This window comes from Streptomyces sp. NPDC050704 (assembly GCF_040654355.1).
GTDB lineage: Bacteria > Actinomycetota > Actinomycetes > Streptomycetales > Streptomycetaceae > Streptomyces.
The window spans coordinates 26283-49485 of sequence record NZ_JBFAHW010000075.1; the positions used below are offsets into that span (position 1 = coordinate 26283).

Below are 23203 nucleotides of genomic sequence, written 5' to 3' on the forward strand. Positions count from 1 at the left end.
GGAGAACACCATGTTCAGCATCCGCCCGCGCACCACCGCCGAACGCCTCGACAAGGTCAACGACCGCGGCCCGCACCTGCGACCAGTAGTGGGACACCCGCCAATGCCCACGCCGTTCCGCAGCACACAGGAGGTCGTCATGAAATTCGCAGACACCGCGCTCGCCGGCCATGGCCCCACGGTTCGCGCGGACAGGACCGGTCGCAGGCTGCTCGTCCTCGCGTCGCTCTCGACCGTCGGCGCGTTCGTCCTCGGCATCGGGCTCGTGACGGGCGCGCCCGATGCCCGGATCTGGGTGGAGGCATGGCGCACGTCCGCCTACGTGGTCTTCGCCGGACTGTTCGCCCTTCTCGCCGCGGCGCCGCGCAGCCATCGGGGGTTGTGGGAGCTGGTCCTCGGCCAGAAGTGGGCGCTCGTCGTCTTCGCCGCGGTGGTGGGCGATGTGAATGAGGCGCGGGTGGCCGGTCTGATCGACCTGGTTCTCGTGGCGGCCGTCACGGTGGCATACGTGTTGTGCCGTGGCTGGTACGCCTGGCGAATGCCAGCCGCCGGGCCGGCCGGCGGTCAACCGTCCGGCGGCCCGGCCACGTAGTCCGGACAAGCCGTTCTGCTCGGCCTCGGTCTCGCCTACGCCCCGTACGTTCCGTACTCCGGACGGCCCGTCGATTCGTAGATGTGGACCGACAGGCCGCGCGATGTCGTCTCGTTGCTGACGAGGCGCAGCCCGGCCGGGGCTCCGCCGTCCGGGAAGAGGCGCCGGCCGGTGCCCACGACCACCGGGGCGATCGCGAGGCGCAGTTCGTCGATCAGGCCGGCGGTCAGCAGGGACTGGGCCAGCCGGGCGCTTCCGTGGATCTGCAGCTCACGGCCGGGCTGCCGCTTCACCTCGGCGACCTGGGCGGGGACGTCGCCGGAGAGGATCGTGCTCGGGTTCCACTCGGCCTTCGTCAGACTCTGGGAGGCCACGTACTTCGGCAGGCCGTTCAGGATGGCGGCGGCCGGGTGTTCGGTCATCTTCGGCCAGTCCCGCGCGAAGTTCGCATAGGTACGGCGGCCGAACAGAAACGCGTCCGCCCGGCCGAGCCAGGTGCCGGCCAGCCGTTCGAACTCCTCGTCCAGGTGCGGCACGAACCAGCCGCCCCGGGTGAACCCGTCGCTGGTGTCCTCGTCCGGGGACCCCGGGCCCTGGCTGACGCCGTCCAGCGACAGGAACTCCTGCAGTACCAGTTTCATCGTGCACCACTCTTCTCTCTCGGGTCTTCTCTCCCGGGCAGGCGATACGGACGTCCCTCCCTCCTTGGACAGCATGCCGCGCGAAAACTCATCGGTCTGGGCGTATGTCACCGTTTCGTCGCAGCCCGAAAAGCCCCACAACCGATGTCCCCCGGCGCGGGTCTAGCTGGCAGAGATTGACTGGATCGAAGGGGAAAGGCCTGATCATGGGGGACATACGCAGACGGTCAGCCGTCGCACTGGGGATCACCGGGCTGGTGGTGCCGCTCACCGTCGCGCTGGGCGCGGCGCCCGCACAGGCGGCGAGCTGCACCACGCAGGCGGGGCCGTATCAGAAGAAGGTCGAGAAGTTCCTCGGCCGACCGGTCGACGGCAGGCAGTCCACCGCCGACTGCAAGGCGATCAAGGACTTTCAGACCAAGCACGGCATCACCCCGAACATCGGCTACGCGGGCTCCGTCACCTGGGGTGTGATGGACCTGATGACGAAGCAGAAGGCCGTCGGGAACAACCCCAACAGGGACGGCAAGTGCCCGGTCAACAAGGGCCGCATCGCCTGCGTGAACCTGACGCTCCAGCTCAGCTGGATCCAGGACGGCAGGAACCTCGTGTACGGGCCGGTGCCGGTCCGCACCGGCCGTAACGGCTACGAGACCCGCACCGGCCTGAAGAAGATCTACTGGCGGCACATCGACCACGTCTCGTCCATCTACGACGTGCCGATGCCCTACAGCCAGTTCTTCGACGGCGGCCAGGCCTTCCACTCGGTCGGCGTGAGCATGTGGAACCCGCCCGGTTCGCACGGCTGCGTCAACATGACGAAGACGGTGGCCAAGAAGTACTGGTCGCTGCTGAAGAAGGGCGACGACGTGTACGTGTACGGCCGCAAGCCCGGCACGTGACGGGATCCGGCCGTCCTTGCGAACGGCCGGACCACACAGGAGTTACCCCTCCGGCGCGTCCCCGAAGTCCGGGATCTCCAGCCTCGCCCCACCCTGCCGCGCGGACTCGTGCGCGACGATGCCCGGCAGGGTGTAGCGGGCGGCGACCCAGGCGTTCACCGAGGGCAGCGTGCGCGTGTTGACCGCGGTGACGAAGTCGTCCACCAGGAAGTGGTGGCTTCCCTCATGCCCGTTGTGGAGATGGTCGAACTCGCGGGGCAGCCGCTCGCGGTCGTGCACGGGCGCCGAACCGGACGTGAAGGCCGCCCGAAGTGCGGGCGCGATGTGCTGAAGTGACGGATCGTCAGGAGCCATGGTCGGTTTGGGCTCCAGCAGCTCGGTGATGTCCTTCACCCCCTTCTTGTCCTGCCAGAAGCTGACGGTGGCGAGCTGCTCCATGCTGGCGTCCGTCCCGAAGAACCGGAAGCGGGACTCCCGGATATGCGAGGGATAGCCCACCCGCCGGAACTCGTTCGTACGGAACGAGCCGCCGCCCGCGACCTCGAACAGCGCGGTGGCGTTCGAGAAGTCGTTGCCGAACTGGCTGATGTCCTCGTCGAAGACGCCGTCCCCCCGATCGTCCTTGACCCCGATCGCGGACACGCTCACCGCATGCGTCTGCCAGGCCCCGAGCACGCCGCCGACCGAGTGCGTCGGATAGAGCAGCGGCGGATAGCTGGCGGTCTCCTTCCAGTTCTCGCCGCCGCTGTACTGGTAGGCCTCGTAGAAGCCGAGGTCCATGTCGTGCACATAGTCGCCCTCGGCGTAGAAGAGCCGCCCGAACGCGCCGTCGGCGATCTGGTCGCGGGCATGTACGGTCGCCGGGTTGTACTGGCTGGTCTCGCCCATCATGTACGTCAGCCCGGTGGCCCGTACCGTCTCGATGATCGCCGCTATCTCCTCCCGGCTGATCGCCATCGGCACCGCCGAGTAGACGTGCTTGCCTGCGTTCAGCCCCTGGAGTACCAGCGGGCCGTGGGTCCAGCGCTGGGTGAAGATCGCGACGGCGTCGACCGCCTTCGATTCCAGCATCGCTTCGTACGAGGGGAAGGTCCCCGACAGCCCCTCGGCCGCGGCCAGTTGCTCGGCGCGCTCGGGGAGCAGGTCGGTGACATGGACATCGCCGACGCCCGGATGGGCGAGGAACAGTTTGGCGAACTGGCCGGAGAACTGGCCTGCGCCGACGATGCCGAGGGAGAACGTCATGAAATGCCCTTCGGTGACACGGGATACAGGGTGGGGGATCGCAGGGGAGGGGGCAGGGACAGGGGGAGGGCCCCAGGGGGTTATTGCGAAAGGAGCGAGTTGATCTGGCTGTTGGTCTCGTCGAGCCCGCTCACCGGGGCGTTGTTGCCGAAGATGTCCTGCATGGCGGGCTTCATCAGCGCGAGGATGTCCGCCGCGTAGTCGGTGATCGGGTAGGAGAAGGTGGTGAAGGTCTTCGTGTCGTCCACCGGCCGGGTGAAGGCCGTGACGTCGATGCCCTTCTTCTTGTAGGCGGCGACGGCCGCGTCCGTACCGCCCGGAGTCGCGGGGAAGACGACGCCGTAACCGCCCACCGTCTGCTGGCACTCGGCGGAGGCCAGATAGGCCACCCACTTCTCGGCGCCCTTCTTGTTGGGGGCGTTCTTGGTGATGGAGTCCGCGAGGCCGTTCATCATGGTGGCCCGCTTGCCGGTCGGGCCGGTCGGCGTCAGTGCGGTGCCGATGTCGATGCCCTTGAAGCCGTCGTAGCTGGAGATCATCCAGGCGCCGTCGAAGGCGGTCGCCGCCTGGCCTGCCGCCACCTGCGTGTTGGCCTGGTTGGACTGGGAGTTCCAGTCGGCGAAGGGGACCATGTAGCCCTTCTTGGCCAGGCCGAAGTACCACTTCATGACGGACTGGAAGGTCTTGTCGTCGTAGTGGTAGCGGTCGCCCCAGCGCTTCGCGTTCGTGTAGGTCCAGCCCGCGGAGGCGGCGAAGTTGCTCCACTGCGTCTGTCCGTCGGCGTCGCCGCCGCCGTTGTTGGCCAGCCCGTAGACCTTGACGTTGTTCTTGTCGAAGCCCGGCTCGTCGCCCCGCTTGCCGTTCCTGTCGATGGTGAGGTGCGCGATGGTCTTCTCGAACCTGCCGCCGTCCTCGGGGTTCCAGTCGAGGCTGTTCAGCGTCTCGGCGTCGATGCCCGCCTGGTCGGCCATCTTCTTGTTGTAGAAGAGGGCGACGGTGTCCCAGTCCTTCGGGGCGCCGTAGCGGTGGCCGTCCTGGCCGACCCAGTTGGCGGCGAGGCCCGGCTGGTAGTCGGCGTCCTTGATGCCCTTGGTCAGCGGGAGCTCGTCGAGCGGCTGCAGCACCTTCAGGTCGGCGAACTGCCCGAACTTGACGATGTGGTCGGTGAAGACGTCGGGCTCGGTGCCCGCGATGAAGCTCGCGGTGAGCTTGGTCCAGTAGTCGTCCCAGCCCATCTGCGTGATCTTCACGTTCAGTCCGGGGTTCTGCTTCTCGAAGTCCTTGGCGCAGGCCTCGTACGCGGGCAGCTGGTTGGCGTCCCACAGCCAGTACGTCACGCTGTTCGACGACGACCCGGCGGCGCCGCCTTTCGCGCACCCCGCCAGGGACAGCGCCAGCGCTCCGGTCAGCGCGACGAGCGTACGCAGTCGCCTCGGGGGCGTACGGAATCGCATCAGGTGCCTCCTACTTGATTCCGGTGAAGCTGATGGAGCTGACGATGCGGCGCGCGAAGAACGCGAACAGCACGAGCATCGGGAGCGCGGCGATGAGCGTCGCCGCCATCAGCCCCGACCAGTCGATGCCGGTCTGCGGGCTCTGCGCCCGGAAGATCGCCAGTGCGACGGTGAGCACGCGGGAGCTGTCGCTGTACGACACCATCAGCGGCCAGAAGTAGTCGTTCCAGGACGTGATGTACGTCAGCACGGCCAGCGTGATCACCGGCGTGGACGCCATCGGCAGCAGCACCCGGAAGAAGATCCGCACCTTCCCGGCGCCGTCGAGCAGCGCCGCCTCCTCGACCTCGCGCGGGATGGCCATGAAGAACTGCCGGAGGAAGAAGACCGCGAACGGCGTCATGAACAGGGTGGGCAGGGCGACCCCCAACAGGGTGTCCACCAGGCCGAGTTCCTTGATGAGGACGAAGTTCGGCAGCAGCGTGAAGATGGTCGGCACCATCAGTCCGCCCAGGAAGAGGGCGAAGACCTTGTCCCGGCCGCGCCAGCGCAGCCGCGCGAAGGCGTACGCGGCCATCGCGGAGAAGAGGATCTGGCAGCCGGTGACCAGGGTCGAGACGACCACCGAGTTGAGCAGGTAGCGCCAGAACTCCAGTCCGCCGCCGGCGCCGCCCTGCGCGACCGCCTCCTTGGTGGACTGCAGGCCGAGGGCCCGGGCGAAACCGCCGTCCGTCGGGTCGACCGGCAGGGGCGAGGAAGGATCGGCCGTGATGCCGGAGTTGGAGGAGAGCGCGGTGCGCAGGATCCAGAAGAACGGCAGCAGGGTGATCAGCACGATCGCCCCCATCGCCGTCCAGGCCAGGACCCGCCCGACGGAGGGCCTGCGCCTGACGGGTCGTACGGACGTCGTTGTCGGGGGTGTCGGTGGTGTCGTCGCTGGTGTCGTGGTCACGGCAGCCATGCCGGCGTCTCCTTCCGCTCAGCCGAGGTCGGTCTGGCCGGCCCGGGTGATCCGGTACTGGATGATGGTGATCACGCTGAGCACGACCAGGAGCGCCACGGACATCGCCGAGGCGTAGCCGAACTGGAAGCGGCCGAACGCCGAGCCGTAGATGTAGAACTGGAGCACGTTCGTCGCGTTCGCCGGACCGCCGTTGGTCGTCACCGCGACGGTGTCGAAGACCTGGAACGAACCGATCACGGTCATGATCAGGACCACCGCGAGCACCGGCCGCAGCAGCGGCATCGTGATGCGCCAGAACATCCGCCACTCGCTGGCGCCGTCCACCTTCGCCGCCTCGTACATGTCGTTCGGGATGGCCTGCAGACCGGCGAAGAGCAGCAGGGCGGTGTAGCCGACGTGCCGCCACACGTTGATCAGCGCGATGGTCGGGATCGCCCAGGTCTCGTCCGCCAGGAACGGGATCCGGTCGAAGCCCAGGCCCGCGATGATCTCGTTGCCGATGCCGAGCTGGGTGTCGAGCATCCACAGCCAGACGATGCCGGCGACGACGTTCGACATCAGGTACGGCGTCAGCACGATGCCCCGCAGCACCGCCGACTGGGTGAGCCGCTGGAGGAGGACGGCGATGGCGAGGGCGGACACCGTCTGGACGCCGATGTTGATGAACACGTACTCGACGGTGACCTTCAACGAGTCCCAGAAGATGGGGTCGTCGACCATGCGCCGGTAGTTGTCGAGGCCCACCCACTCCGACGGGGTCAGCAGGTTGTAGCGGGTGAAGCTGAGCCAGATGCCGCGCAGCGTGGGCCAGAGCAGGAAGACCAGGAACCCCAGCATGGCCGGCGCGATGAAGAGCGCTGCGAGGGCTCCGTCACCGTGGCCGCCACCGTCCCGTTCGCGCGCTCGCTTCCTGCCGGTCCTGGGTTTCGGCTCTGTCCCCTCGACGCCGCGCAGTGGCAGACGCGACGGAGGGCTGCTGGAGGCGACGGTCATCGGGAGACTCCCTCGTCTGCGGCTCATCCTCGGGCCCCACTTACTTTTGAGGCGAAAGAATCCAGCCGTCAAGAGTCGTGCAGATATCTTTTCCTGACGTAGATCGGCACGTAGGGTGACGCTATTGGTTCTGTGTCGAAAGAAAAGGTGGTGAGAGCGGGCTCATGACCGCACGCGTCGGCAGTTGGCTGCCACTCAGTCCCGGTGAACGCGCCGTCGCCATCGAGGTGCTCACGCACGGCCCGCTGTCGCGCACCGACATCGCCCGGCGACTCGACCTCTCGGCGGGCAGCCTCACCCGGCTGACGAAGCCGCTCATCGAGTCGGGCCTGCTGGTCGAGGTCGCCGAGGGTGCCGCACTTCCCGAGGCCCGCCAGGGCCGCCCCTCCCAGCCCCTCGACATCGTCGCCGACTCCCGCACCTTCCTCGGCTTCAAGATCACCGAGGACATGGTCTACGGCGTCGTCACCACGCTCAGAAGCGACATCGTGGCCCGCCACGACCTCCCGCTCGCCAGCCATGACCCGAGCGAAGTGGTGGACGTACTGGGCGAGTTGACGGACGAGTTCGCGCGCACCTTTCCCGGCCTGGCCGGCATCGGCATCGGTCTCGGCGGCCGCGCCCAGGACCGGTCGGTCGTCGACGAGTCGGCCTTCCTCGGCTGGCACGACGTTCCGCTGGCCCGCCTCGTCGAGGAGCGCACCGGGCTGCCCGCCGTCGTCGAGAACGACGTCAACGCACTCGTCGAGGCCGAGAGCTGGTTCGGCGCGGGACGCGGACTCGACCGGTTCGCGGTCCTCACCATCGGCGCGGGCCTCGGCTACGGGCTGGTGAGCGGCGGCAAACGGGTCGCGACCGCGGAGGACGGCCTGGGCGTCGGCCGCCACTGGATCGTGGACCCCAACGGCCCGCTCACCCCCGAGGGGGCCCGCGGCAGCGCCGTCTCCCTGCTGACCATCCCCAGCATCCGCTATCAGGTGCGGGCCGCCACCGGCCGCGACGTGTCGTACGACGAGATCCTCGCCCTCGCCGCCGAGGGCGAGCCGATGGCCGCGCGCGTCGTCGACGAGGCGGCCCGTGCGCTGGGCACCCTGGTGGCGCAGATCGCCAATTTCGCCATCCCCCAGAAGATCCTCCTCGCCGGTGAGGGCGTGGGGCTGGTCGACGTGGCGGCGCCCGCGGTCGAGGAGGCGATCCTCGCCAACCGCCATCCGCGGGCGGAGCCGGTCAACCTGGAGACCAAGGTGTCCGACTTCCACGACTGGGCGCGGGGTGCCGCTGTGCTGGCGATCCAGGTGCTGGTCCTGGGCTCCGCCGCGGCCTGATCCTGTAGTCGATCGGTTACCGGTAAGTAGCCCAGGTGACAGTCACTCCTCACATGGTCTTCACGCCGGGGCCCGTATGATTCACGGCATGTCCACCACTCAACGTCGTGTTCCGTTCGCCGCCGAGCGATCGGCTGCCGAGCGATCGGCGGCCGTGGTCAACGAGGAGATCCGGGCCCTGTGGCTGCGAGCCGGTGGGACGCTGAGCGGCGAGCAGCGGCGGGAGTACCAGCGGCTCGTCCTCGAGTGGTCGGCGCTCTCTCCGCACCCGACGACGCAGCGTGGGACCCAGCAGGGGACGAAGGCGGCCTGACCGAGCCGCCCGAGCCGTCACCCCTTCGTCGCCCCCTGAAGCAGTCCCGCGATGAAGCTGCGCTGGAAGATCACGAAGAGAATCAGGATCGGCAGCATCACGATGATCGTGCCCGCGGCCAGCGTGGGGATGTCCGTGCTGTTCTGCCCGACGAAGAAGCCGAGGCCCGCGGGTGCCGTGTGCTTGGTGGTGTCCTGGATGAGGACCAGCACCAGCAGGAACTGGTTCCACGACCACATGAAGACGAGCAGGCCGAGCGTCATCAGCGACGGACGGGCCAGCGGCAGCAGGATCCGGAGCAGGATCGTGCCCGACGAGGCGCCGTCGATACGGGCCGCCTCCACCAGCGACTGAGGCGTGGACTGGAAGTGGGTGCGCATCCAGAACACGCTGAACGGCATGAACAGCGCGATCTCCACCAGGATCACGCCCAGGTAGGAGTTGGTCAGGCCGACGCCCCGCAGGTCGAAGTAGAGGGGCACCACGATCAGTTCGACCGGGATCGTCAGGCCCGCGATGAAGAAGGCCGCGACCGCGTTGCCGCCCGGCAGGCGCATGGTGCCCAGCGCGTAGCCCGCCAGCGCGGCGAGGACCAGGGAGGCGGGCACGACACCGACCGCGATGATGAGGCTGTGGCGGATGAGGTCGGAGAAGCCCGCCACCGACCACGCCTGCTCGTAGTTGTCCCAGCTCCACCGCTCCGGCCAGGTCAGCCCCACCACCGGCGTGCCCGCCGGCTGCAGGGAGGCGAGGAAGACGCTGAGGAACGGGATCACGACGGCGATCGCCATGACGGTCAGCAGCGCGTAGCCGGACCAGCGTTCCGTTCGGGGGGCGTTGTTCATTTCTCCGCCCTCGACAGCCGGTTGATGAGGTAGACGATGGCGAGGATCAGGCAGCCGAGGACGACGGCCAGCGCCGCGGCGAGCCCGACCTTGCCCTCGGAGAACGCCAGCCGGTACACGAGGAGGCCCGGAACGGTCGTCTGCTCGCCCGGGCCTCCGTTCGTCGTCACGTACACGATGTCGAAGCTGGCCAGCGCGGCCACCGTCGTCACGGTCATCGCGATGGCGAGTTCGCCGCGCAGATGCGGCAGGGTGACGGAGAGGAACTCCCGGACCGGGCCCGCCCCGTCGATGCGGGCCGCCTCGTACAGGCTCGGATCCACCTTCTGCACACCGCTGAGGAAGAGCATCATGCACAGACCGCTCAGCACCCACGTGCCGACCAGGCCCACCGCGATCAGCGCGGCGCCGAAGTCACCGAGCCAGGCCCGGGTGACCCCGTCGAGGCCTACCGCGCGGAACGCCTGGTTCACCAGCCCGTCGTCCCCGTACAGCCAGCGCCAGGTCACGCCCACCGCGACCAGCGGTATGACCTGCGGCAGCATGAACAGGAAGCGGTACGCCGCCATGCCGGGCCGCCGGTAACGGGCCAGCAGGCCGGTCATCGCCAGGCCGATCGCGATGGGAATGAAGGAGAAGAACACCACCAGCACCAGGGCGTTGACCACGGACTGCCGCAGTACCGGGTCCTGGAAGATCTCCTGGTAGTTGCCGAGACCGACCCAGTCGCCCAGCGTGACGCCGTCCCACTCGAACAGCGAGAGATACGCCGTGTGCAGGGCCGGCAGGACCGCGAAGACGAGGTAGACGGCGAAGGCGGGCAGTACGTACACGTAGCCGCGCAACGGGCTGCGCCTGCGGGACTTGGTACCTGGAGCTCGAGCACCCGGAACCGAGGCAGCTGTTGCCGGGGCACCCGGAGCCGGGGCCGGAGTCGGCGGCCTACTCCCCATGGTGTTCCTCCCACTCGTCCTGAAGTGAGTCGAGGTAGTCCGCGGGCTCGATGCGGCCCGCGATGAGCTTCTGGACGCCGGAGCGCAGCCTGTCGAGCATGGCGGGGGCGGCGAAGTCGGGGAACGTGGTGATCCCGTCGTCGGCGACGGCCCGCCGATGGCCTTCGGCGACGTCGGCGAGCACGCCTTCCGGCTTCGCCACGCCCTTCGGGTTGGGCGGCAGGAAGCCGTTGTCACTGATGATCTGGCCGGCCTCGGGTGTGGTCAGGAAGTCGAGGAACGCGCCCGCCGCCTCCGGGTGTTCGGTCCGGGACGAGACGGCGTACGACACGCTGAAGCCCGAGGCCACGGTGGGATCGGAGGCGTCTACGCCGGGCATCGGGAAGAAGCCGACGTTGTCCCCCATGACGGTGGCCAGTTGCCCCGCGGCCCAGTTGCCGTTGATCAGGAAGACGCTGTCGCCCTGGGAAAACTGGGCGGTGGAGTCGATCTGTGCGGTGCCGTTGGCGGACTCGTTGTAGTAGCCCTCGCGGCCCCACTCGATGACCTTCTCGCTGGCCGTGGTCCCGGCCCGTCCCTCGATGGTGGCGCCCTCGGTGCCGTTGACCCAGTCCCAGTAGTCGTCCGTGGGCATGGTCTGGTTGAGGAGGGCGGCCCACAGGTGCAGGCCACCGGAGTCGAGGCCGCCGACGCCGAGCGGTGTCAGGCCCGCGTCCTTCGCGGCGGCCAGCTGGTCCTCGAACTCGGCCACCGTGCTGGGCGGGCCGTCGATCCCGGCCTGTTCGGCGAGGTCCTTGTTGTAGTAGATGCCGGTCATCGACAGACCGGCCGGGACGCCGAACAGGGCGCGCCCGCCGGTGGCCTCGCTGGTCCGCCCGGCGGTGAGCTGGTCGAGGCTGACCGCGGGGATCGACTCGTCCCAGCCGTACGCCTCCCGGTAGGGCGCCAGGTCGAGGATGTGGCCGTCCGCCGCGAGGTCGGTCATCCCGACCGCGTACTGCGCGATGTCGGGGGCGGTGTCCGAGGTCATGGTGAGCTTCAGGTTCTGGACGTAGTCGGAGAACGTCTTGTACTGCGGCTCGACGGTGATCCGCGGATGATCCTTCTCGAACGCCGCGATCAGCGCGTCGACCATCAGCGGGGCGTCGGCGAACTGGAGGCGCAGGGTGATGTCCTCGTCCGGCACCGCGGTCGAGGACGGCATGCTGCGCTGCCCCGGCGCCTCGGCCGCGCTGCCGGGGGTGAGCGCGTCGCAGGCGGCGAGCGGCAGTACGAGGGCGACGGCGCAGACCAGCGCCGCGATACGGCGGCGCACTCGGCGAGGGCTGTCCATGCGGCGGCGCACGCGCCGCACCTGGTGCGGGCTGTCCATCATCGACCTCCTTGCGGGGCCTGGTCGGGCGGATCGGTGGCCGGGTCAGCCGCGAGGACAGCGGTCCTTGACCTTCTCCAGCAGAGCGTTGTTGTGGTGCTCGGCGTCCTCGCCGGTGTTCTGACTGACGATCAACGGCGGGGCCTGCCCGTGGTGTTCGGCGAGCAGCTCGGCCGCCCGGCAGGTGAGTGCGTTGACGAGCGCCGCTCCCACCACCGTGGACAGGGCTCCCACGGTGAGCTCGCCCAGGGGCACGACGGCGTCGCCGGGGCGGCCGTGCGTGTCGATGACGATGTCCGCGATGTCGAGCAGCCGCTGCCCGCCGGCGTGCCGGGACTCGGCGGCCAGCGAGTGGGCCCGGTTGGTGACGGCGACGACGGTCGCGCCGAGTTCACGGGCGCCGAGCGCGAACTCGACCGGCACGGCGTTGATACCGGAGTTGGAGATGACCACCACCACCTCGCCGGGCCTGATGTCCGCCGTGCCCAGGATCGCCGCCGCGTATCCGCCGACGCGCTCGGCCGCCCCCGCGTGCCGAGGGGCGACGGGGGAGAGGGCCGGGTCGGCGATGACGTTGACGGGGGCGAGGCCGCCCGCGCGCAGCAGCGGTTCGATGGCCACGAGCTGCGAGTGGCCACTGCCGAAGTAGTGGACGACACCCCCGGCGGCGATGCTGTCCGCGATGGCCCCGGCGGCCCGCTCGATGGCGGGTTGCTCGGCCGTGGCCAGCTCGGTGAGGTTCTCCTGGAGAGCGGCGAAGTAGGCGAGATCGGCGTTCATCGTGTGGAGGCCACCTGGGGGTCGGGGGCGAGTCGGCGCGACGGAGGGTTCGGGCAGCGGGCCGGTGCCGTGCTGGGTGCCGCGGTGCGCTGGGTCGACTGCATCTCGCTGTCCTGGCCGTCCTCTCGTCGGAGGCGGCGGCTGGAGAGCCGCTGGCGTGGCTGTGGACCGTACCAGAGGGTCCAGTGGCTGCACAGTCTCCCGACCAACTCACCATCCGCACAGTTCGTTTCCTTGACCGTCCCGCTGTGTCGAACCTAGCCTGAGTGACTCGTGGTACGTACCACAGTCGACGTCGGCAGGAGCCGGTCCGGACGATGACACCACCCGGAGAACGAGGCGTGCGAAGTCCGGCGGACCGGGCTGCCCGGGACCTGCTGCGGCGGCTCCTCGGGGGCCGGGCAGCGGAGTTCACCGCCGAGGTGGTGCCCGGGGCGGCCGGGGAGGCGGGGCTCGACTGGTTCGAGGTCGACACCGGGTCGGCGGGTGTGGCGCTGCGCGGCTCCAGCGGCGTCGCGGTCGCCTCGGCGCTGCGCTGGTACCTGCGGACCGCGTGCCGGACGCAGATCACCTGGGACGCCCCCGTGCCCCGGCTGCCGGACCGCCTGCCGCGCATCGGCACGGCCGCCCGGACGACGTCGCCGTACGCGCACCGCTACCACTTCAACGTCTGCACCTTCGGTTACACCACGGCGTTCTGGGACTGGGAGCGCTGGGAACGCCACATCGACTGGATGGCGCTGCACGGTGTCACCACGCCGCTGGCGATGACCGGCATGGAAGCGGCCTGGCAGCGGGCCCTCCTGCGGACCGGTCTCGACGACGAGGCGGCCCGGCGGTTCCTCGGCGGCCCGGCCTACCTCCCGTGGAACTGGCTCGCCTCGGCCGCCGGCTGGTGCGGCCCCCTCCCGCAGAGCTGGATCGACGGCCACGCCGAGCTGGGCCGCCGCATCCTGGACCGGGAGCGCTCCCTGGGCATGCGGCCGGTCCTCCAGGGCTTCTCCGGGCATGTGCCCCGGGAACTGGCCGAGGATCGGAGCGCCCGGTCGACGGCTCTTCCCTGGTGGGACTTCGAGGTCCGCGTCCTGGACCCGCGCGACCCGCTGTTCGAGGAGTTCGGCGTCACGCTGCTGACCGAGCAGCACCGGCTGTTCGGCACCGACCACCACTACGCCGCCGATCCGTTCATCGAGACGACGCCCCCGGTGACCGAGCCGGCGGACCTCGCCCGGGTCGCGCGAGCCGTGCACGGCGTCATGACGGCCGTGGACGACCAGGCCACCTGGGTACTCCAGGCATGGCCCTTCTCCTACCGCCCCGACTACTGGACGGCGGAGCGGACCCGGGCCTTCCTCGACGCGATCCCGGACGACCGGATGCTGATCCTGGACCTCTGGGCCGAGCACAAGCCGGTCTGGCGGCGCACCGGCGGCTACCGGGGCAAGCCATGGGTGTGGTGCATGCTGCACAGCCTCGGCGGACGGCCCGGGCTCTACGGACACCTGGACCGGATCGCCACCGGCGCCGCGGAGGCGCGCGCCGACGACCGCGGGAGCTCGCTCGCCGGGGTCGGCGCGAGCATGGAGGCGTTCGGCGGCGACCCGGTCCTGTACGAACTGCTGGCCGACGTCGCCTGGCAGGGCGGCATCGGGGACGTACGGGCATGGCTGGCGAACTGGACCGAGGCCCGCTACGGCCGCCGGACCCCGGGACTGCTGCGCGCCTGGGAGCTGCTGCACGACACCGTCTACGCCGCCGACGGCCCCGGCCCGCCGGGCTCCGTCATCGTCTGCCGGCCCACCCTGCGAGGCGACCTGCGCCCGGAGCTCCCGGTGCACCTGGCGGCGCCCGCTTCCCCCACCGTGCCGCCAGGGCTGGCCGAGGCCTGGACGCTGCTGGTGAACGAGGCGGAGCAGGAGGCGGACAAGGAGACGGAGAAGGACGAGGGCGCCGGTCCGCTCGGCCGGGACCTGTGCGACGTCACCGCGCAGGTGCTCACGCATGTGGCGTGCGGCCAACAGCGGCGGGCGGCGGACGCGGCCCTGGCCCGGGACGCCGACCGCTTCCGTGTCGCCGTCACCGCGCTGCTCACCACCATCGAGGACCTGGACACACTGTTGGCCACCCGGCCCGAACACCGGCTGGCCGGCTGGCTGGCCGACGCCAGGAGCTGGGCAGCCACCCCCGCCGAGGCCGACCTGTACGAGGCGAACGCGCGGCGCATCCTCACCCTCTGGGGGCACGCCCGCAGCGAGCTGCACGACTACTCGGGCCGGCACTGGTCCGGCCTCGTCCGCTCCTTCTACCTCCCTCGCTGGCAGCGCTGGTACGAGCACATCGCCCACGCGCTGGAGACCGGATCCCCTTACCGCGCCGAGGAGTTCGAGACGTCCCTGATCGACTGGGAGGAGCACTGGACCACCCTCCGGGGCGAGACGGCCCGGCCCGGCCCGGACACCGCCGGAACGACCCTGGACGCGGTGCGTACGCTGATGCCCCGTTACCGCGCCCATCGGCGATAGCGGACACGTACGAACCGCGGAGTGAATGTGACGGTCGAGGACAGGCGAAGAGACGACGGCCCGGTGACGCAGTCCGGCAAAACGGAGTCCGGCCGAACGGAATCCGACAAGGCAGAGTCCGACACGGCGGAGTCCTACAAGCACGAGGCGCTGCGGCGGCGGCTCCAGGCCGACATCGCCCGGATGCGGCCCGACGAGGCGCTGCCCACCGAACGCAGGCTCGCCGAGAGGTACGAGGTCAGCAGGGCGACGGCCAGGCGCGCGCTCCAGGCGCTGCGCGAGGACGGACTCATCCGCAGCGTGCGGGGCGTGGGAACCTTCGTCTCGCACCCGCAGATCACCAAGACGTCGGCGCTCACCTCGTTCTCGGAGGACCTGCGGTCGCGCGGCTACCGCCCCGGCGCCGAACTCCTCGCCGCGGAGCTGGTCGAGGCCGACCTGCACCACTCCACGGCCCTCGGCGTCGACCCCGGCACCACCCTCCACCGCATCGAACGGCTGCGCCTCGGCGACGACTTCCCCATCTGCCTGGAGACGGTCTACCTCTCCGCCGAGCGCTTTCCGAACCTCGACGAATCGCAGCTGCAGGGGTCCCTGTCCGAGGCACTGCAGGTGACCCACGGTGTCCGGGTGGTCCGGGCGACCCAGCAGATCCGGGCGGTCAACGTCACCGGCCGCCAGGCGGGGCTGCTCGGCGTGAAGGAGGGTTCCGCCGCCCTGCTGGTGCGGCGCACGGCGTTCGACGACACGGGGCATGTCGTGGAGTACGGCGAGTCGCTGTGCCGGGGCGACCTGTACGAGTTCTCGCTGGTGGTGACGAAGTAAGCGGGCGGGCCCGCCCGGACGCCACCGGAATCGCTCGGCTCACCAGAACAACTGGGCCCGTCCGCCCGCTGTTTCACCGGATGTACACGCTTCCCGACATTCTCTTGAACCTTCAATGGCTAGGCTCGTGCGCGAGGGAGTGGTCGCACGGCCGTACGTCGTGATCCGCCGTTCCCGTCCGCACGAGGGGAGGCCCGGGATGCATGACGCCGACGTCGTGGTGATCGGGGGTGGCTACGCGGGTGTCCGGCTGGCCAAACGGCTGGACGAGGTCGCTCGGGTCACGCTGGTGGACCGCAAGGACGTCTTCTTCCACCGGATCGCCTCCCTGCGTGCCAGCGCGCGCAGTGACTGGACCACGGCGCCCTTCATCCCGTACGACCGGCTGCTGCGCAACGGCCGTGTGGTCGTGGGCAAAGCCGTCCGGGTGGAAGAAGGCGAACGGCACGTGGTGCTGGCCACGGGGGAGCGGCTGCCCTACGACGTGGTGGTGATCGCCACGGGTGCCGACTACCCCGAGCCCGCCCGCTTCACCGGCTCCAGCGAGGAGGAGGCGGCCAAGTCCTTCCGGCAGCACCAGGAGCGCATCGCCGGTGCCGGCAGCATCCTGGTGGTCGGCGGCGGACCTTCGGGCGTGGAACTCAGCGCCGAGATCCGGCTGGCCCGCCCCGACGCCCGGGTGACCCTCGCCCACGCGGGAACGGAGCTGCTCGACGCCACCGGCAGCGCGCGGGCCGGACGGAGGGCCCTGGCCTGGCTGGAGTCCCACGAGGTGGAGGTGCGGCTTGACGCCTTCGTCTCGCCGGGCAACGACTTCGGCACCTACCGGGACGCGCGCGGCAACACCTTCGCCGCCGACATGTCGTTCTGGGCCACCGGTACCACCCCCAACACCCTCTGGCTGCGGCTTGGCAGACACGGCGACTGGCTCAACGAGACGGGACACGTCAAGGTCGACCGGCTGCTGCGGGTCGACGGACGGCTGGACGTCTTCGCCGTCGGCGACGTGACCGACGTGAGCGAGGCCAAGATCGCCCCGGCGGCGACGACCCACGGCGACGTGGCGGCGCACAACATCCGCGCCTACCTCGAGAGTTCCGGCAAGCACCGCAAGGAGCCGCGCCTGCACCGCCCCATGCGCCGCGCGCCCCTCTCGGTGCCGTTCGGTCCGGCCGACGGGATCACCGTGCTGCCCATGCCCGGCGGAGAGACCGCCGTCCTGGGCGGCCGCACGACCGCCGGGATGAAGGCCAGGAACCTCCTCGTATCCCATATGCACCGCCAACTCGGCCGCTCCGCCCCCTGATTCGGGCCCGCCCTCCGAACGGTCGGCTCCGACGGCTCGGCCGCGCGCTGCCCGCTCCTCCCCGTGATCCGGCCGCTCTGCCGTCAGCGAATCTGCTGCGGGCCAAGATTCCTTACGCGGCGGGTCCTGCGGACCGAAGGTGGAGACACCGCGGCGACTCGGGCCGCGGCCACCCCAAGGAGGAGCGATGGCACCCTTCAGCACCGGGCCCGGCATGGGAATCGGCACCGGAATCGGTACCGGCCGGGCCCCGGCCCCGGCACCCAGGGCGGAGGAGGGAGACACCCATCCGTCCCGGTTCGACGACCATCTCGCCGCCCAACTCCTCAACCAGCGCATCGTGTTCCTGGGCACCCAGGTCGACGAGGTCTCCGCGAACCGCGTCTGCGCCCAGCTGCTCCTGCTCTCCGCGGAGGACTCGCGCACCGATATCGGCCTCTACATCAACAGCCCGGGCGGTTCCGTCCACGCGGGACTGGCGATCTACGACACGATGCGGCTCATCCCCAACGACGTGGCGACCCTGGCCATGGGATTCGCCGCGAGCATGGGGCAGTTCCTGCTCACCGTCGGCACGCGCGGCAAGCGCTACACGCTGCCGAACGCGCGGATCATGATGCACCAGCCCTCGGCCGGTATCGGCGGCACCACCGCCGACATCGCCATCCAGGCCGAGAACCTGCAGTTCACCAAGCAGACCATCGAGCGGATCACCGCCGAACACACCGGCCAGACCGAGGAGACGATCTCCCGCGACGGCGACCGCGACCGCTGGTTCACGGCCGAACAGGCGATGGCGTACGGCATGGTCGACCGCGTCGTCGAGTCCCTCGACGACGTCCGCCCGGCCACTTCGAAGCGACGGATGGGACTCTGACATGGACGCCATGAGCCGGTACACGATCCCGAACGTCGTCGAGCGCACCCCGCAGGGCGAGCGCGCGTACGACATCTACAGCAAGCTGCTGTCCGAGCGGATCATCTTCCTCGGCACCGAGATCGACGACGGTGTCGCCAACGTCGTCATCGCGCAGCTTCTCCATCTGGAGTCGTCGGGCCCCGAACGGGAGATCGCGATCTACCTCAACTCGCCCGGGGGCTCGTTCACTTCGCTCATGGCGATCTACGACACGATGAGCTTCGTCAGCGCGCCCATCTCGACGTTCTGCGTCGGACAGGCGGCCTCGACCGCGGCGGTGCTGCTGGCCGGCGGAGACCCCGGGCGGCGCTTCATCCTGGAACACGCCAGGGTGCTGCTCGGCCAGCCCGCGAGCGGCGGTGCGCGGGGCACGGTCTCCGACCTCAGCCTCCAGGCCAAGGAGATGCTCCGCATCCGCGCCCAGGCCGAGGAGGTGTTGTCCCTGCACACCCACCACTCCGTCGAGACCCTGCGCGCCGACATGGACCGCGACAAGGTCTTCACCGCACAGGAGGCGGTGGCGTACGGACTCGCCGACGAGGTGCTCAGCCGACGGCTGCTGTCCGCCGCCGCCTGACGCCGCCGCCTCGGGAGCCCGGCTGCCGGAGAGCCGGTGTCTGAACCCCCGCCTGCGCCCCGACGCCCGGCACGCGCCCTCGCCGTACGTCGCCGCCGCACGCCGAGGGCACGCACCGAACGCCGCTGCGCGCCCGCGCTCCGCGCGGACGACGGGGGTTCAGACACCGGCTCTCAGGCGGCGAGCCGCACGTCGCCCAGCCGGGACTGCGCCTCGGTGTGCCGGGGCGCGGTACGGGACCTGAGCGGACGGACCGGACGGGCCTGCTGAGCCTGCTGGACGAGGCGGCCGTGGGCCAGGACGAGCAGATCCGCGAGCGCGAGGCCGAGCGCGTGCGCAGCGGCCGCGAGGACCTCGGAAGAGGCTTCCTTGCGGCCGCGTTCCAGCTCGGAGAGGTACGGCATCGAGATCCGGGCGGCGTCGGCGACGTCCTTGAGCGTCCGCTCCTGAGCGAGCCGCTCGCGCCGCAGGACGTCACCCACGACGTCCCGCCACAACGGCTCCTTGGGTGCCGGCTCGGCGGGCTCCGCCGGCACGGGGCGCAGGGGAATGACGCGGGCTCGGTCTGTCGCGTGGCTGCTCACCGTCCCAGCCTAGGAGAGCGGCGCGTGTCAGACAGGGAGTTGCGTTCTGCCCTCGGCGAATCAGGGCCCTCCCTCTGTCCGGTAGTCGCCGTCGCCACCACGCCCCGGGCCGCGACCGGCCCGAAGCGGGCGATCGGTGTCGGGCCCGTGCTCTTCGCCGACCCGCGGGTCAGTGCAGATGCGGCTCGTCGCGGTGCACCGGGCCGTGCGGGGCCTCGCAGTGCGAGCTGTCGTCGTGGGCGCCGGTGCGGACGTTCAGCATCTCCGCGGGGGCGTGGTCGACCTGCAGGGTGGTGTGGTTGATCTCGTAGTCGCACCGCAGGATCTTCTCCAGATCCCGCCGCACGGTGTGGCAGTCCGCGACGGGTTCGACCAGGACGTGCGCGGAGAGGGCGGGCTGCCCGGACGTGATGGTCCATACATGCAGGTCGTGCACCTCGGAGACCGCCCCGTGCGCGACCAGCCGATCCCCGATGCTGTCCGGGTCGAGATGGGCGGGCGCCGCCTCCAGGAAGATCCGCCCCGACTCCCGTACGAGCCCGTAGCCGGCCTTGACCATGAGGACCACCACGACCAGTGTCGCGATGGCGTCGGCCCGCGCGAAGCCGGTCAGCAGAACGACGAGTCCGGCGATCGCGGTGCCGATGAACGCGAAGAGGTCGTTGAGGATGTGCTGGTAGGCACCCTCGACGTTGAGCGAGGTCCGGTTGGCCTTCGAGATGCACCAGGCCGCCGCGATGTTCACCACGATCCCGGCCAGGGCCGTGCCGAACACCAGCCCGCCCTCCACCTCGGGCGGATCGACCAGCCGCAGCACCGCCTCGTACGCCAGCCAGGCGCCGAGCAGCAGCAGGGTCAGCCCGTTCGCCTGCGCGGAGAGGATCTCGGCCCGCTTGAGGCCGTACGTGAATCCGCCGCGGGCCGGCCGCGCGGCCAGCCGCATCGCGACGAGCGCCAGCACGATGGACACGGCGTCGGTGAGCATGTGCGCCGCGTCGGAGATCAGGGCGAGCGACTGGGCGAGGATGCCGATGACGACCTCGGCCGCCATGAACGAGGTGATCAGCGTCAGGGCGATCGCGAGCCACCGGCGGTCCGCGTCGGCGGCCACACCGTGCGAGTGCCCCGCGTGCCCGCCCGACCCATGATCGTGGTCGTGGTGCTCGCTGGTCATTGTGTCCCCCTCGGTCCGGTGTCCGACCCCCGCAGTGAAGCGCACCTCGCGGAGATCGGCAAAGGCTGCACCGGTGACCGTTGTCATCATCGTTAACAGGCCTGTGACCTGCGATGACGGATCGGTCAGGCGCCGAAGAGCTGCGTCCAGTACGTGCCTGCCGCGCCGCCGCCCGCGAAGCCGACGCCTATGTGTGTGAAGGCCGGCTTGAGGATGTTGGCGCGGTGGCCGGGGCTGTTCATCCAGCCTTCCACCACCTCGGCGGCGGAGCGCTGGCCGCAGGCGATGTTCTCGCCGATGGTGCGCCGGGTGCTGCCCGCGGCGGCGGCCCGGTGCCAGGGCTCGCTGCCGTCGGGGGAGGTGTGGGAGTAGAACGCGCGGGCCACCATGTCCGCGCTGTGCGCCTGGGCCGCCGCGGTGAGCAGGGCGTCCCCGGCGAGGGGCGGCAGGCCGGCCGAGGCCCGGTGGGCGTTCGTCAGCGCGACGACCTCGGCGGCCGTCTGCGCCAGCCCCGCGGGGGTGAGCGGGCGGGCCCACAGAGCCGTCCAGTAGAGGGTGCCGGAGCGGTTGTCGGGGACGTACGCCACGCCCACCTCGGTGAACGCCGGGTCCTGGACCGTACGCCGGGTCTGCTCGCCCGAGAGGCAGTACTCGATGAACTCCGCCGGGGTGCGCGGGCCCGAGACGAGGTGCTCGCCGACCGTGAGGTACGCGTAGCCGCCCGCGGTGACGCGCTGGTGGACGGAGAGGCCGTCCGCGCCCTCGGAGCCCAGGCTTCCGCGGGCGGCCATGCCCGCGGCGTGCGTCCGGGCCGCGGCGGTCAGCCGGGCGTCGAGGGAGACGGGCGGGGCGCCGGCGGCGGCGCGGGCGGGGTTCACCAGCCCGAGGAAGCCGTCGGGGTCGCCTGCGACGGGGGCAGCATGGGGGAATCCGACGGGTGGTGAGGTGCTGGTGCCGCCGGCCGGGGCGGTACCGATGCCCCCGGCCGGGGCCCTGCCAGTGCCCCCGGCCGGGGCCCTGCCAGTGCCCCCGGCCGGAGCCCCGCTGGTGCTCCCCGCCGGTGTGCGGCCGGCGCCCCGGAGCCTCCCGAGCCCGGCACGCGCGGCGCCCAGGGCCGTGGTGAGACCGGCGCTCCTGGAGCCGCCGGCAGCGGGGCCGCCAGGTGCCGCGGCCCCGCCCGATGCCGCGTCGGCGTCCTCGCTCACCTCGACGCCGAAGTCCCGCGCGATCCCGGCCAGACCGTCCGCGTACCCCTGGCCGAGTGCGCGCAGCTTCCAGGTGGTCCCGCGGCGGTAGATCTCGGCGAGCAGCAGCACGGTCTCCTGCTGGGGACGCGGCGGGGTGAACCGGGCGACGACCCGACCGCCCGCCCCGGTCACCCGCAGGGCCGGCGCGGGCAGCCTGCCGAGCGGTGTGCCGGGCTCGGCGGGACTCACGACGACGGTGACGCGGCTCGCCCCGGCCCGCAGTCCGCGCGGGTCGACGGTGAGCGTCTCGCCGTGCAGTCGGGTGCCGGGCGCGGTCGGCTGGTTGTAGAACACGAAGTCGCCGTCGCCGCGCACTTTGCCGCTGTCGTCGGTGATGAGCGCGGACACGTCGAAGGGACCGGGCACCTCGAACGTCAGGGTGCCGCCCGGCAGGGGCAGGTTGCCTCCGGGGACCAGCTCGCTCATCGGTGCCGCCTGTCGGGGTGCTGGGTCATGGTGCGCGCCCCGAGGGGCGTTGCCCGGACAACGTCCCGACGGTGCCCGTGGGTTCCTGACCTGTGAGACTGACGGGCGGCCGTACCGGGTCGCGGACGTGGGGGCGGCGTCCGGACGGCACCGGGCCGGGTGCCAGACTGACCCCATGGACGAGCGCGAATTCAGCAGGTCAGGACAGCACGCATCGGTGATCGGACTCGGCACCTGGCAACTCGGTGCCGACTGGGGCGACGTGGACGACAAGGACGCGCTGGCGGTCCTGGAGGCCGCCGCAGAGTCGGGGGTGACGTTCTTCGACACGGCCGACGTGTACGGGGACGGACGGAGCGAGGAGACCATCGCGACGTTCCTGCGGGGCAGGCCCGACCTGCACGTGCTGGTCGCGACCAAGATGGGCCGCCGGGTCGACCAGATCCCGGAGAACTACGTGCTCGACAACTTCCGCGCCTGGAACGACCGTTCGCGGCGCAACCTCGGTGTCGACCGCCTCGACCTGGTGCAGCTGCACTGCCCGCCCACCCCCGTGTACTCGTCCGACGAGGTCTTCGACGCCCTGGACACCCTCGTCGAGGAGGAGCGGATCGCCGCGTACGGCGTGAGCGTCGAGACGTGTGAGGAGGCGCTGACGGCGATCGCCCGCCCGGGCGTGGCCAGCGTGCAGATCATCCTCAACCCGTTCCGTATGAAGCCCCTCCAGCGGGTCCTGCCCGCGGCGCGGGAGGCCGGCGTCGGCATCATCGCCCGCGTTCCCCTCGCCTCGGGGCTGCTCTCCGGCAAGTACACGAAGGAAACGGTCTTCGCGGCGAACGACCACCGGACGTTCAACCGCCACGGCGAGGCCTTCGATCAGGGTGAGACCTTCTCCGGGGTCGACTTCGCCACCGGCGTCGAGGCGGCGGCCGAGTTCTCCGCCCTCGCGCCGGAAGGCTGCACCCCGGCCCAGCTGGCGCTGGCCTGGATCGTCCGGCAGCCGGGCGTGACCAGTGTGATCCCCGGCGCGCGCTCGCCGGAGCAGGCCCGCGCGAACGCGGCGGCCGGCAAGCTGCCGCCGCTCCCCGAGGAGACCCTCGCGGCGATCTCGGACCTGTACGAGCGGCGGATCAAGGAGCAGGTGGAAGGCCGCTGGTGACTGTTGTCTGCGGGCAGTCCTGGGCTGAGCGCGCAGTTCCCCGCGCCCCTGAGGGGCGCGTCAGACGAGCCCCGTAAGGGGCGCG

22 protein-coding genes are annotated in these 23203 nt (G+C 70.6%); 10 read left to right on the plus strand and 12 right to left on the minus strand.

The window, feature by feature from the left end; genetic code table 11:
• The first annotated feature begins 10 nt into the window (after nt 1–10).
• Entirely contained in the window at nt 11–592 is a 582-nt protein-coding gene (locus AB0I18_RS34345) for a hypothetical protein (RefSeq protein WP_363109583.1), read from the plus strand.
• Nucleotides 593–627: 35 nt separating this feature from the next.
• Here AB0I18_RS34345 and AB0I18_RS34350 read toward each other — a convergent pair whose 3' ends face one another.
• Nucleotides 628–1233, minus strand: a complete 606-nt coding sequence (locus AB0I18_RS34350) for a dihydrofolate reductase family protein (RefSeq protein ID WP_363109584.1) — start codon at nt 1231–1233, stop codon at nt 628–630.
• A gap of 206 nt (nt 1234–1439) precedes the next feature.
• Between AB0I18_RS34350 and AB0I18_RS34355 the strand changes: the two genes are divergently transcribed.
• Complete coding sequence (locus AB0I18_RS34355) at nt 1440–2135, plus strand: L,D-transpeptidase family protein (protein WP_363109585.1); 696 nt, start codon at nt 1440–1442, stop codon at nt 2133–2135.
• 42 nt (nt 2136–2177) lie between these two features.
• Here the strand turns inward: AB0I18_RS34355 and AB0I18_RS34360 are convergent, their stop codons facing one another.
• The 4 genes from AB0I18_RS34360 to AB0I18_RS34375 all read right to left on the minus strand — a co-directional run bounded on the left by AB0I18_RS34360 (nt 2178) and on the right by AB0I18_RS34375 (nt 6791).
• Complete coding sequence (locus AB0I18_RS34360) at nt 2178–3380, minus strand: Gfo/Idh/MocA family oxidoreductase (protein ID WP_363109586.1); 1203 nt, start codon at nt 3378–3380, stop codon at nt 2178–2180.
• Between the two features lie 80 nt (nt 3381–3460).
• Entirely contained in the window at nt 3461–4834 is a 1374-nt protein-coding gene (locus AB0I18_RS34365) for a sugar ABC transporter substrate-binding protein (protein WP_363109587.1), read from the minus strand.
• A 10-nt stretch (nt 4835–4844) separates the two neighbouring features.
• On the minus strand, nt 4845–5795 hold the full coding sequence (locus AB0I18_RS34370; protein ID WP_363109588.1) for a carbohydrate ABC transporter permease: 951 nt from the start codon (nt 5793–5795) through the stop codon (nt 4845–4847).
• A gap of 18 nt (nt 5796–5813) precedes the next feature.
• Nucleotides 5814–6791: a sugar ABC transporter permease gene (locus AB0I18_RS34375; protein ID WP_363109589.1), complete on the minus strand. Its 978-nt coding sequence runs from the start codon at nt 6789–6791 to the stop codon at nt 5814–5816.
• 164 nt (nt 6792–6955) lie between these two features.
• Between AB0I18_RS34375 and AB0I18_RS34380 the strand changes: the two genes are divergently transcribed.
• Entirely contained in the window at nt 6956–8116 is a 1161-nt protein-coding gene (locus tag AB0I18_RS34380) for an ROK family transcriptional regulator (protein ID WP_363109590.1), read from the plus strand.
• 88 nt (nt 8117–8204) lie between these two features.
• Entirely contained in the window at nt 8205–8429 is a 225-nt protein-coding gene (locus AB0I18_RS34385) for a hypothetical protein (RefSeq protein WP_363109591.1), read from the plus strand.
• Nucleotides 8430–8446: 17 nt separating this feature from the next.
• Here the strand turns inward: AB0I18_RS34385 and AB0I18_RS34390 are convergent, their stop codons facing one another.
• From AB0I18_RS34390 to AB0I18_RS34405, 4 genes are all read right to left on the minus strand, one after another.
• Nucleotides 8447–9274: a carbohydrate ABC transporter permease gene (locus AB0I18_RS34390; RefSeq protein WP_363109592.1), complete on the minus strand. Its 828-nt coding sequence runs from the start codon at nt 9272–9274 to the stop codon at nt 8447–8449.
• Entirely contained in the window at nt 9271–10119 is an 849-nt protein-coding gene (locus AB0I18_RS34395) for a sugar ABC transporter permease (protein ID WP_363109593.1), read from the minus strand. Before AB0I18_RS34395 ends, AB0I18_RS34390 begins: the two co-directional genes overlap by 4 nt.
• A 97-nt stretch (nt 10120–10216) precedes the next feature.
• Nucleotides 10217–11602, minus strand: a complete 1386-nt coding sequence (locus tag AB0I18_RS34400) for an extracellular solute-binding protein (protein WP_363109594.1) — start codon at nt 11600–11602, stop codon at nt 10217–10219.
• Between the two features lie 42 nt (nt 11603–11644).
• Nucleotides 11645–12379 carry a sugar isomerase domain-containing protein gene (locus AB0I18_RS34405; RefSeq protein WP_363109595.1) on the minus strand — a complete coding sequence of 245 codons (735 nt, stop codon included), beginning with the start codon at nt 12377–12379 and terminating at the stop codon, nt 11645–11647.
• 341 nt (nt 12380–12720) lie between these two features.
• Here AB0I18_RS34405 and AB0I18_RS34410 point away from each other — a divergent pair, with 341 nt between their 5' ends.
• The 5 genes from AB0I18_RS34410 (at nt 12721) to AB0I18_RS34430 (ending at nt 18528) form a co-directional block, all read left to right on the plus strand.
• A complete protein-coding gene (locus tag AB0I18_RS34410; RefSeq protein ID WP_363109596.1) occupies nt 12721–14901 on the plus strand; it encodes an alpha-N-acetylglucosaminidase in 2181 nt (726 codons plus the stop codon).
• Nucleotides 14902–14928: 27 nt separating this feature from the next.
• Entirely contained in the window at nt 14929–15726 is a 798-nt protein-coding gene (locus AB0I18_RS34415; RefSeq protein ID WP_363109597.1) for a GntR family transcriptional regulator, read from the plus strand.
• A gap of 199 nt (nt 15727–15925) precedes the next feature.
• Nucleotides 15926–17032, plus strand: coding sequence for an FAD-dependent oxidoreductase (locus AB0I18_RS34420; RefSeq protein WP_363109598.1), 1107 nt, complete (start codon nt 15926–15928; stop codon nt 17030–17032).
• A gap of 214 nt (nt 17033–17246) precedes the next feature.
• Entirely contained in the window at nt 17247–17909 is a 663-nt protein-coding gene (locus AB0I18_RS34425) for an ATP-dependent Clp protease proteolytic subunit (protein ID WP_363109604.1), read from the plus strand.
• 10 nt (nt 17910–17919) lie between these two features.
• Complete coding sequence (locus AB0I18_RS34430; RefSeq protein WP_363109605.1) at nt 17920–18528, plus strand: ATP-dependent Clp protease proteolytic subunit; 609 nt, start codon at nt 17920–17922, stop codon at nt 18526–18528.
• A 173-nt stretch (nt 18529–18701) separates the two neighbouring features.
• Here the strand turns inward: AB0I18_RS34430 and AB0I18_RS34435 are convergent, their stop codons facing one another.
• From AB0I18_RS34435 to AB0I18_RS34445, 3 genes are all read right to left on the minus strand, one after another.
• Nucleotides 18702–19112: a helix-turn-helix transcriptional regulator gene (locus AB0I18_RS34435; protein ID WP_363109599.1), complete on the minus strand. Its 411-nt coding sequence runs from the start codon at nt 19110–19112 to the stop codon at nt 18702–18704.
• Between the two features lie 169 nt (nt 19113–19281).
• Nucleotides 19282–20286: a cation diffusion facilitator family transporter gene (locus AB0I18_RS34440; RefSeq protein WP_363109600.1), complete on the minus strand. Its 1005-nt coding sequence runs from the start codon at nt 20284–20286 to the stop codon at nt 19282–19284.
• A 125-nt stretch (nt 20287–20411) separates the two neighbouring features.
• A complete protein-coding gene (locus tag AB0I18_RS34445; protein ID WP_363109601.1) occupies nt 20412–21959 on the minus strand; it encodes a CAP domain-containing protein in 1548 nt (515 codons plus the stop codon).
• Between the two features lie 175 nt (nt 21960–22134).
• Between AB0I18_RS34445 and AB0I18_RS34450 the strand changes: the two genes are divergently transcribed.
• Nucleotides 22135–23118, plus strand: a complete 984-nt coding sequence (locus AB0I18_RS34450) for an aldo/keto reductase (RefSeq protein ID WP_363109602.1) — start codon at nt 22135–22137, stop codon at nt 23116–23118.
• Nucleotides 23119–23203: the final 85 nt, after the last annotated feature.

Bases quoted from the DNA above. Each gene is read 5' to 3' on its own strand.
- AB0I18_RS34345 (WP_363109583.1), top strand. From the start codon at position 11: ATGTTCAGCATCCGCCCGCGCACCACCGCCGAACGCCTCGACAAGGTC.
- AB0I18_RS34350 (WP_363109584.1), bottom strand. From the start codon at position 1,233: ATGAAACTGGTACTGCAGGAGTTCCTGTCGCTGGACGGCGTCAGCCAG.
- AB0I18_RS34355 (WP_363109585.1), top strand. From the start codon at position 1,440: ATGGGGGACATACGCAGACGGTCAGCCGTCGCACTGGGGATCACCGGG.
- AB0I18_RS34360 (WP_363109586.1), bottom strand. From the start codon at position 3,380: ATGACGTTCTCCCTCGGCATCGTCGGCGCAGGCCAGTTCTCCGGCCAG.
- AB0I18_RS34365 (WP_363109587.1), bottom strand. From the start codon at position 4,834: ATGCGATTCCGTACGCCCCCGAGGCGACTGCGTACGCTCGTCGCGCTG.
- AB0I18_RS34370 (WP_363109588.1), bottom strand. From the start codon at position 5,795: ATGGCTGCCGTGACCACGACACCAGCGACGACACCACCGACACCCCCG.
- AB0I18_RS34375 (WP_363109589.1), bottom strand. From the start codon at position 6,791: ATGACCGTCGCCTCCAGCAGCCCTCCGTCGCGTCTGCCACTGCGCGGC.
- AB0I18_RS34380 (WP_363109590.1), top strand. From the start codon at position 6,956: ATGACCGCACGCGTCGGCAGTTGGCTGCCACTCAGTCCCGGTGAACGC.
- AB0I18_RS34385 (WP_363109591.1), top strand. From the start codon at position 8,205: ATGTCCACCACTCAACGTCGTGTTCCGTTCGCCGCCGAGCGATCGGCT.
- AB0I18_RS34390 (WP_363109592.1), bottom strand. From the start codon at position 9,274: ATGAACAACGCCCCCCGAACGGAACGCTGGTCCGGCTACGCGCTGCTG.
- AB0I18_RS34400 (WP_363109594.1), bottom strand. From the start codon at position 11,602: ATGATGGACAGCCCGCACCAGGTGCGGCGCGTGCGCCGCCGCATGGAC.
- AB0I18_RS34405 (WP_363109595.1), bottom strand. From the start codon at position 12,379: ATGAACGCCGATCTCGCCTACTTCGCCGCTCTCCAGGAGAACCTCACC.
- AB0I18_RS34420 (WP_363109598.1), top strand. From the start codon at position 15,926: ATGCATGACGCCGACGTCGTGGTGATCGGGGGTGGCTACGCGGGTGTC.
- AB0I18_RS34425 (WP_363109604.1), top strand. From the start codon at position 17,247: ATGGGAATCGGCACCGGAATCGGTACCGGCCGGGCCCCGGCCCCGGCA.
- AB0I18_RS34430 (WP_363109605.1), top strand. From the start codon at position 17,920: ATGAGCCGGTACACGATCCCGAACGTCGTCGAGCGCACCCCGCAGGGC.
- AB0I18_RS34440 (WP_363109600.1), bottom strand. From the start codon at position 20,286: ATGACCAGCGAGCACCACGACCACGATCATGGGTCGGGCGGGCACGCG.
- AB0I18_RS34445 (WP_363109601.1), bottom strand. From the start codon at position 21,959: ATGAGCGAGCTGGTCCCCGGAGGCAACCTGCCCCTGCCGGGCGGCACC.
- AB0I18_RS34450 (WP_363109602.1), top strand. From the start codon at position 22,135: ATGGACGAGCGCGAATTCAGCAGGTCAGGACAGCACGCATCGGTGATC.